At 45.3% G+C, this 13523-nt stretch carries 13 protein-coding genes; 9 read left to right on the forward strand and 4 right to left on the reverse strand.

Features of this window, described 5'->3' with window-relative positions:
* The first annotated feature begins 60 nt into the window (after positions 1 to 60).
* Both L5M37_RS13555 and L5M37_RS13560 read left to right on the forward strand, forming a co-directional pair.
* Positions 61 to 324, forward strand: a complete 264-nt coding sequence (locus tag L5M37_RS13555) for a hypothetical protein (RefSeq protein WP_263200815.1) — start codon at positions 61 to 63, stop codon at positions 322 to 324.
* A gap of 37 nt (positions 325 to 361) precedes the next feature.
* On the forward strand, positions 362 to 685 hold the full coding sequence (locus tag L5M37_RS13560; RefSeq protein WP_131524445.1) for a hypothetical protein: 324 nt from the start codon (positions 362 to 364) through the stop codon (positions 683 to 685).
* 56 nt (positions 686 to 741) lie between these two features.
* Here L5M37_RS13560 and L5M37_RS13565 read toward each other — a convergent pair whose 3' ends face one another.
* On the reverse strand, positions 742 to 2364 hold the full coding sequence (locus tag L5M37_RS13565; RefSeq protein ID WP_131524446.1) for an AbgT family transporter: 1623 nt from the start codon (positions 2362 to 2364) through the stop codon (positions 742 to 744).
* Positions 2365 to 2923: 559 nt separating this feature from the next.
* On the opposite strand from L5M37_RS13565, the gene L5M37_RS13570 reads away from it, so the two are divergent.
* From L5M37_RS13570 to L5M37_RS13580, 3 genes are read left to right on the forward strand one after another with little or no spacing between them, the layout of a single operon-like run.
* On the forward strand, positions 2924 to 3490 hold the full coding sequence (locus L5M37_RS13570) for a LemA family protein (protein ID WP_131524447.1): 567 nt from the start codon (positions 2924 to 2926) through the stop codon (positions 3488 to 3490).
* Between the two features lie 49 nt (positions 3491 to 3539).
* The gene (locus tag L5M37_RS13575) at positions 3540 to 4577 is read left to right on the forward strand and encodes a DUF3137 domain-containing protein (protein WP_131524448.1); all 1038 of its coding nucleotides are present in this window, start codon (positions 3540 to 3542) and stop codon (positions 4575 to 4577) included.
* Positions 4577 to 5332 carry a lytic transglycosylase domain-containing protein gene (locus tag L5M37_RS13580; protein ID WP_263200818.1) on the forward strand — a complete coding sequence of 252 codons (756 nt, stop codon included), beginning with the start codon at positions 4577 to 4579 and terminating at the stop codon, positions 5330 to 5332. The genes L5M37_RS13575 and L5M37_RS13580 overlap by 1 nt, the downstream gene beginning before the upstream one ends.
* Before the next feature lie 57 nt (positions 5333 to 5389).
* Here the strand turns inward: L5M37_RS13580 and L5M37_RS13585 are convergent, their stop codons facing one another.
* Positions 5390 to 6235, reverse strand: a complete 846-nt coding sequence (locus L5M37_RS13585) for a 23S rRNA (adenine(2030)-N(6))-methyltransferase RlmJ (RefSeq protein WP_263200819.1) — start codon at positions 6233 to 6235, stop codon at positions 5390 to 5392.
* A gap of 93 nt (positions 6236 to 6328) precedes the next feature.
* Positions 6329 to 8593: a GGDEF domain-containing phosphodiesterase gene (locus tag L5M37_RS13590; RefSeq protein ID WP_105250693.1), complete on the reverse strand. Its 2265-nt coding sequence runs from the start codon at positions 8591 to 8593 to the stop codon at positions 6329 to 6331.
* Between the two features lie 266 nt (positions 8594 to 8859).
* On the opposite strand from L5M37_RS13590, the gene L5M37_RS13595 reads away from it, so the two are divergent.
* On the forward strand, positions 8860 to 9606 hold the full coding sequence (locus L5M37_RS13595; RefSeq protein ID WP_263200820.1) for a class I SAM-dependent methyltransferase: 747 nt from the start codon (positions 8860 to 8862) through the stop codon (positions 9604 to 9606).
* Positions 9607 to 9834: 228 nt separating this feature from the next.
* A complete protein-coding gene (locus L5M37_RS13600) occupies positions 9835 to 10482 on the forward strand; it encodes a CatB-related O-acetyltransferase (protein ID WP_263200821.1) in 648 nt (215 codons plus the stop codon).
* Between the two features lie 46 nt (positions 10483 to 10528).
* Here L5M37_RS13600 and L5M37_RS13605 read toward each other — a convergent pair whose 3' ends face one another.
* Positions 10529 to 11449, reverse strand: a complete 921-nt coding sequence (locus L5M37_RS13605; protein ID WP_263200823.1) for a LysR family transcriptional regulator — start codon at positions 11447 to 11449, stop codon at positions 10529 to 10531.
* A 185-nt stretch (positions 11450 to 11634) separates the two neighbouring features.
* Here L5M37_RS13605 and L5M37_RS13610 point away from each other — a divergent pair, with 185 nt between their 5' ends.
* Positions 11635 to 12384 (forward strand): 3-oxoacyl-ACP reductase family protein, encoded by a 750-nt coding sequence (locus L5M37_RS13610; RefSeq protein WP_263176904.1) that lies wholly within the window; start codon positions 11635 to 11637, stop codon positions 12382 to 12384.
* Between the two features lie 403 nt (positions 12385 to 12787).
* Positions 12788 to 13198, forward strand: coding sequence for a hypothetical protein (locus tag L5M37_RS13615; protein WP_263200825.1), 411 nt, complete (start codon positions 12788 to 12790; stop codon positions 13196 to 13198).
* The last annotated feature ends 325 nt before the right edge of the window (positions 13199 to 13523 follow it).

The raw sequence follows: 13523 nt of genomic DNA on the forward strand, positions 1-13523 counted from the left end.
TGGATAGGCACTGTGCGCGAGTTCTGGCATATTGCGCTGAGGCAGTTAAGAGGACGAAACATGGATGATGCTGCGTTGGAATTGCAAAAACTAGATGCACTCATTGCTAAGGGTAAGATGTACGTCATTTTGGCCTTTGGCGTATTTTTCTGGGGTATGCTGACGTCCTTCGTGGTCGCCTTAATACATTATTTTGTCTCGGGCGATCCATTCTGGGCGGAACTGCAAAGAGCGCTCTATATTTATCCCATTGGCGGTATTTTATTTGGTTGGTTTGTGTGGGTGCAGATTAATCGTAAGCGAGATAAACTGCGCGCCCAATAGTATCAATAGTTGTGGTTAAGCTGAGTGTAGGGGTGACATGGTGTTTTCGTGGGGTAATCTTGCCACTAAGCAACTTATCGTGGGAATGGTATGCCATGGCATAGCGCTGGCGTTTTTGGCCTATGGCGTTTATGCATTTTACTTGCAGGAGCTTGTACTGCCAGAGTTAACTCGCTGTGTCGGTGCTGCAGTGTTATTTGTGGGCATGGGGCTAGCCCCTCAATTATTTTTTATGTCAGTGAGCCAGATAGTATCGCAAGCTGAGGACTCGACATTAAAATCTACCCTACAGACCTATGTGTTTAATCTAGGTATTTTTTTGATGATCTGCAGTCTGTTAATGGAATGGCTATACGACTAAAGCTATCGAATAAAGAAAGGGCGTCGACTTCATCATCGACGCCTTTTTTATTGCGATTAAGGCGTGTAGTAAGTCGCGGCTCCTGGCCCAACGGGCAGACCAAAGCCAAATACCCACAGGAAGAAGAACGCTGTCCAACCCACGAAAAACACGAGCGAGTACGGCAGCATAGTGGCGATCAGCGTACCTATCCCTAGGTTTTTCTGGTAACGACAGGCAACCGCTAAGATCAAGCCAAAGTAACTCATCATAGGTGTGATTAAGTTAGTCACCGAATCCCCAATACGGTACGCCGCTTGAATCGTTTCGGGCGCATAACCAACCAGCATGAGCATAGGCACAAAAATAGGAGCGGTAATGGCCCACTGGGCCGAGGCACTGCCAAGCATCAAGTTGATAATGCCGCAGAGCATAATAAAGAACAAAAATACGATTGGGCCCGTCAAGCCTATGGATTGCAGTGCATCGGCACCTAACACCGCCAATACTGCGCCTAAATTACTCCAGTTGAAGAAGGCGACAAACTGCGCGGCGAAAAAGACGAGGACGATGTACATGCCCATAGTGCTCATGCTGTGGGACATGGCATTGATGACATCTTTATCATTTTTGATGCTGCCCACTACTTTGCCGTAAATAAAGCCCGGTATGGCAAAACAGATAAAGATAAAGGCGACTATGCCCTTGAGGAATGGCGAACCTGAGATGAGACCGGTTTCAGGATGGCGCAGCGGTGCGCCTTCTGGTACGACTGAAATCGCTAAAATAACCGCGAGCACTAACATAGATAACCCAGCCCATTTTAAGCCGCGTTTCTCAATAGCACTGATGCTCTCCATCGATTGCAGTACGGTTTCGTCTGCATCATCATCTTGGTATTGACCTAACTTAGGTTCGACGATTTTCTCTGTGACAAAGGCGCCAAGGAAAGTGATCACAAAGGTGGAGACAAACATGAAGTACCAGTTTACTTCTGGGCCGACGTTGTATTGAGGATCTATCATACGCGCCGCAGCTTCGGTAATGCCCGATAGCAAGGGATCGACAGTACCAAGCAATAAGTTAGCGCTATAACCTCCTGAAACTCCGGCAAAAGCGGCAGCTAAACCTGCAAGTGGATGGCGGCCAAGGGAGTGGAAAATCATCGCCGCCATAGGGATAAGTACCACATAGCCAAGCTCGGCAGCGGTGTTGGACATAATGCCGGCAAATACTATGGTCACAGTGACTAATCGTTTAGAGGCACCCATGACTAAGGCGCGCATAGCCGCAGATAATAAGCCTGAGCGTTCGGCAATCCCGACGCCGAGTAGCGCCACGAGTACAGTGCCGAGCGGTGTAAAGCCAGTAAAGTTGGTCACTAGATGCGAGACAATCATCCGCAAACCTTCGGCGTTCATCAAGCTCACCACATGGATTAAACCGTCGGCACTGCGGCCGTGTGAGCCAATAGGTCTAGGATCAACCACGGTTAACCCAAAGTAGCCCGCAATACCTGAAATAATGACCACTGCAACACAGAACAGTGCGAATAAGGTGATTGGATGGGGCAGCAGATTGCCTAAGCGTTCAACAATATTGAGAAAACGTACAAACCAACCACTAGAGCTGATATCGCCCTGTTGTGGATTGGGTTCAGAAGCTTTTTGTGGGGGAATATCGCCGGAATTAAAACTCATCGTCCTTCCTTTATGTCGACCTTTACGCAGCGCAATATTTTGACCCTATAACAGACTCGAGACATTGCCGACGGCCGATTGTGGATGACGTGGCTGAGGGGATAACTCTAGATGCAAGACTCGGAGTGAAAGCTAAGGTAAAAGTTAAAAAATTAGCGGCAAAGTATGATTGTTAAGTTTTAATTGAAACTTAAATGTTGCTATTGACTGTGTTGAAGTGAGGAGGGCGAAAATTAGGATAAAAAAATGGACTCTCGAGGAGTCCAGTATTCACGAGCAAAATTGGATGCTCTAATGTTGTGCCATATCACTATAGACGTTGTTTGCTGTATCGGAGCTGAATATCGATAAATTTATAGGTTAAATGCTGTTTTTTATGCAGATGATCACTTTTCATCGTTGAATATGGCCAGTTTCGTTGATGATTGCTCGTTAGATAACATCGCCAGCTCTGACCAGCGAGTAATTTCATTGTCTTAATCAGCCCGCAGGTGAAATTTTCACTCATTTATGGTTAGCTGTATCCTATTAACAAGAATAAGAAACCTAAGGATGGAAGATGGAAAAATTGTTATTGGGATTAACGCTGATTTTTATCGTGACCTATCTTTGGTACGTCAGCCTAGTCAAAAAGCGCAATACAGCGCTCGAAGCCTTGTCGGGTATCGATGTACAGCTGACCAAGCGTGCCGACCTTGTGCCTAATATTCTAAAAATCGCTAAACGATTTATGGAGCATGAAAAGTCACTGCTCACTGAAATCACCGAATTGCGTACTCTGCTAAGCCATAATTACAACAAGGCCGACCCTAGCGCAGTTAAAGAACATTTAGTTCAGGCTGAGCGGTTGAACGACAAAATGAGTACCTTGATGGTGAATGTGGAGAACTATCCTGAGCTCAAGTCCGACAACACTATGTTGCAGGCGATGCAGACCTATAACGAGGTCGAAGCACATATCTCAGCTGCGAGGCGTTTTTATAACTCGGCAGTTTCCGAGCTTAATACTGCGGTAGAAATCTTCCCCGGCTCGATTATCGCTTCTATGGCGAGTATTAAAGTGATGCCATTCTATGAGGTGAGCGAAGCGGCAAAAGCGCCCATAGATGCGGCCGAATACTTGTAAGCTTAGCTGTGCAGGGTGAGTTATCACCCTGCAATACTATGACATCAATATGAATATCATCACTTTTATTTTAGGTAGCCCGATTCGGACTTATCGGGGGCCTGTTGGTTTGTCTGCGGATTTGGACGAACTACCTCAACTCGAAGCGTATTACGAAGAACATATCGCGCCCATCAGTCGCAAATATGAAACTAAGCGTGTGGCTTGCCTTAAGGCGGCGCGTAAACGTTTGTATTTGAGTTTGATGATAGTGCTTGGGCTGAGCTTGCTCACCGTTATTGGCTACTACAGCGGTGGCGCTTATTTCCCGCCTTTGCCATTGCTTGCTTTAGTCGGATTAAGCTGGTGGAGCTTTGCTCCGACTCGTGAGTTTAAGCATTTGGTTCAAAATGATATTTATCCGCTGATGTTTAAATATTTCGGCGATGATTTTATTTATAGCCGCGAAATGCGCCTCGACATGAATCGACTCGTTGCGGCTAAAGTATTGCCGCGATACGACAAAGTCAGCTTCGGTGACTATATACAAGGCTGCTATAAGGGCGTTGAGTTGGCGGTCAATGAGCTTACCCTGACCAAGAATGTACAAGTCGAAGAGCTGGATGTCAGTACCAGCAGGCGCAGAACTGTGACCCGCACGGAAACCCAGTTTCGTGGCTTAGTGGTTGAGCTGAGTAGCCATAAAGCGTTTATGGGTCATACTGTTGTGCTGAGGGATCGCGGTGGTTTAGCCAATTTCCTGTCCGACAGCCATGCGGGACTGGTACGAGTCAAACTTGAAGATCCGCAATTTGAAAAAGAGTTCGACGTGTTTTCAACGGATCAAATCGAGTCACGTTATTTGCTCAATACGGCATTTATGGAGCGCTTACAGGAGCTTGCCAAACATTTCGATGGCAATATTCAATGTGCATTTTTCCGCAATAAATTGACTTTGTTCCTGCCGAATCGCAGAACGCATTTTCAAATGCAGTCCATTTTTCATGGCGCAACCTTTTCAGTAGAATTTAGTCAGATAAACCGAGAAATGAAGCAACTCTTTGCTATTATTGAAGTACTTAAACTTAATCAGTACACGGGACTTTGATGTTGCTTACTCGCTCAGCGCTTGCTCGTACACTGACTTTTGCAGCCTTTTCATTGCCCTGCAGATTTGAGGGGCTAGGCCTGTGCTTATTATTGATATCGAGTTTGATGATAAATGCAAATGCTGAGGAGGCGCGCGAAAAAGCTAAGCCGCGTATTGTGGCGCGGTACTCACAGAGCGGCATAGTGAGTAGTGAAGGTCTAGAAAAACTCAAAATTTATCAATACCAACAAGCTAATGGTGTCACCGTATTTACCGACAAAGCCCCCGCAAATAACCAGTATCAAATTTTGTTATATGACTGTTTTGCCTGTCGTCCCGATTCGACCATAGACTGGAATGGTATTCGGCTATTTACCGCTAATTATGATGCCTTGATCTCCCATGCAGCCCATAAGCATCAACTTGATCCCGCCTTAATCCGCGCTGTGATCCACGCGGAATCAGCCTTTAATGCGCGTGCACTTTCGCGAACTGGCGCCATGGGATTAATGCAATTGATGCCAGAAACAGCAAAAGAGATGGGTGTGGCAAATGCATTTTTGCCCGAAGAGAATATCTTAGGTGGCAGTAAGTATTTGGCACAAATGCTAAAACAGTTCAATGGTGATGTCGCATTGGCCTGCGCGGCTTACAATGCGGGGCCGACGACCGTGGTTCAGTACAATGGCATTCCGCCCTATCCTGAAACCCAAGCCTATGTTGAGCGTGTGAAAATTTTATTGAAGCGTTACCGCGAGCATAAGGACGTTTAGCAAGCTGAAATGAAGTGGCGAAAATCCGGAGATCATCGCCGCCATTTGAGTCGAATGTTACTCGCCGACTTCCCATTTTACGGTAATGCTACCGTCCACTTGTCCAAGTGTTTTACCCAAGTAATCCATTAATTCAGTTGCGATTTCGTCTAACTGCCAAGGTGGATTGATGATCCATAATCCTGCCGCAGTCATGCCAAATTCATCTGAATCGGGCTTAATGGCTTGTTCAATTCTCAGCTGACGTTTAATGCTACTGTTGGTGAGGCGCGATAGCATACCTTCGGTCTGAGCGCGATTTACGACTGGATACCACAGGATAAACACACCCGTAGCAAAACGTTTGTGTGCTTTTATCAGGGTTTCGGCCACATCTTGGTAGTCGGTTTTCATCTCGTAGCTAGGATCGACTAGCACCAGAGCACGACGCTCTAATGGTGGTACTGTGGCGATAAGGCCTTTTAGGCCATCACCTTTGATCACTTTAACTTGTCTGTCTTCGCAGAAATAATCATCCAATAACACGTAATCAGTGCTGTGCAGCTCGTGCAAGACCATGCGATCTTTAGGTCCTAGCTCCATGTCGATAATGGCGGGTGAACCTGGGTAGAAGTTGAGTTCGTCTGGATTTTCTTCATTAAAATGGCGCACGGCGGCGACATAGTCCTGCAGCGATTGTGGTAAGTCAGTTTTATCCCAAAGCTTAGCTACACCTTCGAGGTATTCACCTGTTTTCTGTGCAAATTCATCGCTTAAAGCATAACCACCCGCACCTGCGTGGGTATCGATATACACGAGTGGTTTGTCTTTCTTGTGCATCAGCTGCAAGGTTTGTAGCAAGATGGCGTGTTTCAACACATCGGCATAATTGCCAGCGTGATAACCATGGCGGTAACTTAACATGGGGTAATCCTAGTAATTTGCAAATATAGCAAAGAGAGGCAAATGCCAGTCGGCAATTATACCTGCGATGGTTCTAGGCGTAAATTTAATGCCTCAGTTGGCGCTCTTTTTATTGGCGAACCAGTGTGTGGGGGTTTGCATTTGAAAGGTTTTCAGCCAGAGATTCGCTGGTGCGGGTTTACCGAATAAATAACCTTGAAATTGTTCGCATCCTAGCGCAGTGAGTTGCAATAACTGGGCTTCGGTTTCGATACCTTCGGCAATGACGTTGAGTTTTAAGCTCTTGGCTAACAGGATGGCAGCGTTAACAATTTGGGTATGGCGTTCACTAATGCCCATTTGACTGACAAAGTAACGGTCGATTTTAATTGTGTCGGCACTGATATCAATGAGCTGGCTTAATGACGCATGGCCAGTGCCAAAATCGTCAATGGCGATAGAAACCCCCATGCGAGCTAAGGTGTTTAGGCGTCGGCCTGTTTCTTTATGGGTTGAAAATACAGAGGTTTCAGTAATTTCAATTTCCAACAATGGGATGAGTTCAGGATGATTCATATAGGTTTGGATCAACACTTTAAAGAAGCGATCCGACAGAATATCTTGCCCAGATAAATTAAAGGCAATCCTGACCAGAGGTACATTTTTAGGCCAAGAACGGATCAGTTGTAGTAATTGCCTGAAGACTTTTATCGCAAAAATCGCCTGCAATTGAGATGACTCTATGATGGGGATAAAAGTGTTCGGCATGATCATAGTGCCGTCTTCATCAAACATTCTGGCTAGCGCTTCAAAGCTAGTAATGTGGCCATTGGCCATCACTTTAGGTTGCAGCCACATTTCAAGGCGGTTGTGTTTCAGCGCGTCACGGATTCTGGCTTTTTGCGATGAAGCTTCGAGCAGATTGTTAATCAAACCAATGTAATACACCATCACTGGGCTAGCTTGGGTGGTTTGTTTTATGGCAATTAAACATTGCTCCGCGGCTTGCTGCGGTGAGGCTTTATTACCTGAGCTGCAACCGACTCTGCACTCGAGATGATATTCAGTCTGTTGTTCTTGCTTAAGTTGTAGGTTTGTTGGAATACGCTCGCGTAATTGTAGCGCTAGGTTTTCAGGGGAGATAAGCGGCAGGCTAGTAAACTCGAGTGCAAACGATGCTCCTCTAAATCGGTATATTTTTGCGATATGACCAAAGCGATTTTTGAGTTCAATAGCAAAGGCTTTTAGGATGGCATCTCCGACGCTGATACCGAAAGCAGCATTAATTTGGCTAAGATTATCAATTTTGATTAAGGCTACGGTCATTTCCTGATGGATCAAGCTTGGCGCTGGGTTATACCAGTGATTTTCGTTGGGTAATCCCGTCACTAAATCATAGAAATGCGTGCTGATGTGGTGTTTTTTAAGTCGACTCAGCTCAATCGCATGGTTTGCCTGTTCTGTGACATCGTGGCAGTGAAACAACAAAGTATCATGGTGCTGTAATGAGGCTTTTTGCAGCAGATATTTAGTGCTGTTATTGTTCTTTAAATGGGTCGGAAACGAGGCCGCCAGTAAATTCGTGCTGGTATCTTCGGTAAGTTCAAAAATGTCACATAGGCGAGTGCTGTTTAGTGTGACTTCTCCAGCGATTTCCCTCGCGGCATTATTCAGGTTGAGAATGACTCCATCCTCATTGCAGAAGAAAGAGGCTGTACCATTATTTTCAAAGATTTCAGCATATTGGTCTAATGTATGTTGCAGTGCATTTTGATGCTGGATCATTTGCTGCGCATGGATTTTCTGGGTTTTTAGCAGGCGCATTGCCGACAACGGGATACAGATATTAAAAAACATAAACAGCAAACCGTTTAGATAAGCGTGGGTCGCAGGTAGGCTGATATCAATATCGATAATGGGAGGCAGGTTTTGGTTACGCAGTAGCAGTAAAAAAGGCAATACGTTGAAACACATCATAATAAAAGCGACTTTTCTGCCAAACAGGAAAAGCGCCATCAAGGGCAAGGTATATAAGAAAGTAATACCTACCTGCGATAAGTTAAAGTCAGGGATAAACAACAGCATAGATAAACAGGCTGCAATAACCATCGCCAGCAGGCTGATAGAGCTGACGAGTAAATATTTGCGCGTAAACCATAAAGACAGGAATAGTACGGTTAAAAAACTGACCGTAATGCTGATAATGAAAGTGAGGTTTAACTCATACGCAATTAAAGAGCTATGCAGCACTATGCTAGTGGTCAAGATGGCGCCACTGAGCAGAATAATCCGCAATAAGCTGGTTTTTAATATCGTTTTGTCAGGATTTAAAAAATCTTGCTCCCTGATAAACAAAAAACCTTTTAGCCATTGAAGCAAAAAAAGTCCTTATCCCGTACGGAAGTCACGCAGGTTGGCTGGGGACGTAACATATAACATAAATCACTAAACTGTTATACAAATAGATTGCTGCCTTTATAAATCAGTATATTACAGTGTGATACTTGTTTGAATTATTAAGGGCGCACTGAGACAAATTGGCTAATACAGTGGTGAGCTTGGTGATGTGTTTTGCTTACTAGCATATTCATAAACAAGATTTTTAGGCATAATGGCCATCATTTTCGTTGGTTAGAAGACAGCCTGTGACCCCGATTTTTTTCAATCAGCAATACCCAACACTTGTGGATATTTGTGCACGTTGGCAACTCGTCTACGATGCGAATGCGACCTTCGAATTGCGTTTTGAATCAGATACTTTATCACTGCATAAACGCGATGAGCCTAAGCTCGATGGCATAGTGGTGGATTTTGTGACTGGCGCCGTCGCCCATAGACGTAAGTTTGGTGGTGGTCGCGGCCAATCTATCGCTAAAGCGGTGGGATTGAAGCAAGGGGTAACACCAAGTGTGGTTGATGGCACTGCGGGTTTAGGGCGTGATGCGTTTGTGCTCGCAAGCCTTGGTTGTACAGTGACTATGGTAGAGCGTCATTCTGTGGTTGCGGCATTGCTTGAAGACGGCCTGCGCCGCGCCTATCAAGATGCTGAAATTGGCGATTGGATGCGTGAGCGGATGCGCCTGTTTCATGGATCTAGCCTAGAAGCACTATCGAAATTGGCACAAGAGGTGGATGTGGTTTACCTCGATCCTATGTACCCCCATCGTGATAAATCGGCCCTTGTTAAAAAAGAAATGCGTGTATTCCAATCCTTAGTCGGTGCCGATTTAGATGCCGATGGCTTACTCACCCCAGCTTTAGCCTTAGCAACTAAACGTGTCGTCGTTAAGCGCCCAGACTATGCCGAAGATTTGGACGGGGTTAAGCCTAATACGGTTATTGAAACCAAGAAAAACCGTTTCGATGTCTATGTAAAAGCCGCGATGAAATAGCGAAGATTTTTCTCATCGCGAACATTGTATGCTTTCAGTGACAACGGCTTAGCTCATGTCGATATTTCAGTTTTATGGGCTATTTTCTTTTTTATACCCACTTGTGATTTTTTATATGAAACTCATTCCTCTGCTAAAACAGCCGCGTATTCACTGACTATTCTAATGTAAAACTTCTCATAACATTATGTTTCGTATTAACAATTTTGTTTATAAAGAGGATTTGCAATGCAGAAAAAGCATTGGTCAAAAGTTCAGTTATTGCACGAGGTGGTCACCAATCCCAATATCATAGTCAAAGGTCAGCATAGCTATTACAGTGATTGCTGGGATGCTGGCTTTGAGGGATCTGTGGTGAGATATCTTCATGGCGATGAAGTGAGCCGTGAGTGGGAGCCTAAGTGGCCTATCGATAAACTTTATATCGGGAACTATGTGTGTATCGCTGCCGAAGTTGTGATCTTAATGGGCGGAAATCATACGCATAGAGCAGATTGGTTTTGTTTATCCCCCTTTATGGATTTCATCGAGGAGGCCTACGTAGGCAAAGGTGATACTCATATTGGTGATGGGGCTTGGTTAGGCATGAGATGTATGTTGATGCCAGGGGTGACGATAGGTGAAGGTGCGGTTGTTGCCGCAAATAGTGTTGTCACCCAAAATATCGAACCCTACAGTATTATGGCGGGATCACCCGCGAAATTAATCAAGTATCGGTTCGATAAAGACGTTATTAGTGAGTTACTGGCGTTAAAAATCTACGATTGGCCTGCCGAAAAGTTTGAAAGCTTAAAGCGGTATTTGTGTTCGGCGGATTTTGACGCGCTCAGCAAAGCGATCACTCTCTATGACCAATCTGTACATCAAAATAAATAGCCGTTAGTCCCAAAGTGAAAGGTCGCGCTCAGTCGAGGCCTTTCACTTATCTTGCCTTAAATCTGCTTTTGGGCGCTTTCGCTAAGTCGACCAGTTCTTCGATGATCACACGTAGCTTGGGTTGGAGGTAAGGAGTTTTAAGCCAAATTAAGTGGATGGGTGTGTCGTCACTGGCGAGTTCGTCTAGTACCGAGATAAGTTCACCAGTTTTAAGATAGTCCTCAACTAACCATATCGGCACTTGCGCTAAACCCACTCCCGCCAGTGTGGCCGCTAAAATGGCTTCGCAATCAGCTATTTCGTGGCGTACTGGAATGTCATAGGCCTCAGTGACCCCATCCTCATTTTTAAGTAACCAGCGATGTTGCTGCCCAAGCGGCCAGCCGACAATGCATTGGTGCTGGCTGAGATCTTCTTTGCCTTGTGGCGTGCCAAGTCGAGCGAAATAGGCGGGAGATGCGCAGATCACTCGGCGTTGTTCTCCTAATCTACGGGCGACTAAATCCACAGTGTCGCCGAGTTGTCCGACACGCACCGCCAAATCAATGCCGTCACTGAACAAGTCAGTCGCTCTATCGTTAAAGGTAATAGATAACTCGAGCTTGGGATATTTTTGCGACAGTGATAATAGGGTTGGCAGTATATATCGCCGCCCAAACGTCACAGGTAAATCTACTCGCACTCGACCTGAGGGAATTTGCTGTTCGCTGCCGAGTCGGCTCTGTGCATTGTCTAGAATTGCCATGGCATTTTGGCAATCTGTGAGATACGAATCGCCATCATTGGTTAAGCTCACACGCCTTGTGGTGCGGTGCAGCAGCTTAGTGCCTAAGCGGGTTTCTAATCGCACTATGCTTTTACTGAGCGCCGAACCAGTCATGCCTAACGCCTGCGCCGCTAAGGTAAAACTGCCTAGCTGGGCAACTGTGACGAAATGGCGTATCTCAACAAATTGATTATTTATCACGGCAATTAATTCCTTATAGGACTTAGTGAATGTCATTTTAGTGACTTAATCATGGCAAGTGAATCGCGTAAGCTACTACCACAGTATGAAAATGAGCGTTAACGTACAAGCGAACGTCATTTTGTAATTGATTAAAAAGGTTTTTCTATACAATCAACCTTAACCCCCTATTGAGTGAGCTAACTATGAAATCGTCAAATAATCTGCAAGGTAAAGTGGCTTTTGTACAAGGTGGCAGTCGTGGTATCGGTGCTGCCATTGTTAAAAGATTGGCGAGTGACGGCGCCGCAGTTGCCTTTACCTATGTTTCATCTGAGGCGCAGTCGCAATTGCTGGTGGACGAAGTTATCACTCATGGCGGTCAAGCCATTGCCATTAAGGCCGACAGTACAGAGCCTGAGGCGATCCGTCGTGCCATCCGCGAGACCAAAGCGCATTTCGGTGGCTTAGATATAGTGGTTAATAATGCGGGTACGCTGATTTGGGATAGCATTGAAAATCTGACGCTAGAAGACTGGGAGCGAACTGTTAACACTAATGTGCGCAGTGTGTTTGTGGCCAGTCAAGAAGCCGCGCTGCATATGAATGACGGCGGCCGCATCATCAATATCGGTAGCACGAACGCTGAGCGCATTCCGTTTGTAGGTGGTGCGATTTACGGCATGAGTAAATCGGCCTTAGTCGGTTTGGCCAAGGGATTAGCGCGGGATTTAGGACCACGAGCTATTACGGTGAACAATATTCAGCCTGGACCTGTGGATACCGATATGAACCCTGATAACGGTGATTCATCTGAGCCCGTTAAGGCGATGGGCGCCTTGGGTCGTTATGGTAAAGCCGAAGAGATCGCCAGCTTTGTCGCCTTTATCGCGGGTCCAGAAGCGGGCTATATCACTGGTGCGAGTTTGATGATTGATGGTGGGTTTTCTGCATAAGCTTTGTCTGTATTTATCTTTTAGGCAAAAAGTTTGATTCCAGTCATTAATAAGCCTGCACAAGAGTCACTCTGGCGGGCTTTGCTTAAGTTGTGGCTAGTTATTCAGAATCAATATGTTAGAGCATAAAAACTCGTTGAGTATGATGGTAAGACCTTAGGTCGTTGTTACTCAAATTATCTGTCAGCAAAGCGCGGTTTTATTGAAATGGTGGACTATGGCTTGAGTCAGGCAAGGCAAAATAATTTGCTTGTTGATGAACTATTGTTACAATCCGCCGGTCTTATCTTCAGCTATCTGTTGAAAGACAATCATTTTTTATCTTTATTATCAAAGAATAAGACGAAGGGAAATCCAAATTTCTAAGTTATCGACTAAGCAAACAGGCAACTTATGGGGCGTGATGGTGTTTACCATTCTGACCTTGTTCTGTTTGACTCAAAATAGTGGAATACTTAACTTGTTGCTCAAGGAGTCGAGCGCGCAAGCGATGTCGGCTACGTCTTTTTCTGGTGCTGGTTTTAGCGCCAACTCAGCTTTAAACGCCAGTTCAGCTTCAAACAATATGGCTAGCCACGCCGATGCTCAAGCGGCGGGTACTGAGCTGGTCAAAAGTGAACCTAAAAAATGTGAATTGTCTGAGAAATCGATCCGAACCTGTATCGACACTCCGAGTACCATCCCATTTCTTATCCTGCTGTTCCTACTGCCGTTACTTCCCCGCGCCTCCCGCGTGATAACACTGTTACCCATACAAGGTTATCAAGCTAAACCTAGGCGAATACATCTCACATATTGTCGCTTTCAAGAATAAAAACTTATTTATCAATTTGATAGGTGGGTTTGTTTAGGCATGCTTTCTCTCAGTCAATATTTGACTTTTCTCGCCAGTTTGCCAGTAGAAAAGAAAGTTAAGCGGCTGCAGAACATCCGATTTTACACATCACACCTCCCTATCTGACTGCTTGAACTTAAGCCTGCTATCACGCTGATGTTTCTTAAGCCATAACGATATTGGTAACCAGAACATAGCGTTAGCCAATATTTATATGGCCTAGAAGCAAGGTAAGTATGCACGCAGCATCACAGAGTCTTGTTTAACTTAGCTTGGTCTAACAGCGCTTAAGTATTGCAATGGC

Source organism: Shewanella sp. SM69, from assembly GCF_025653985.1.
Lineage (GTDB): Bacteria > Pseudomonadota > Gammaproteobacteria > Enterobacterales > Shewanellaceae > Shewanella > Shewanella oncorhynchi.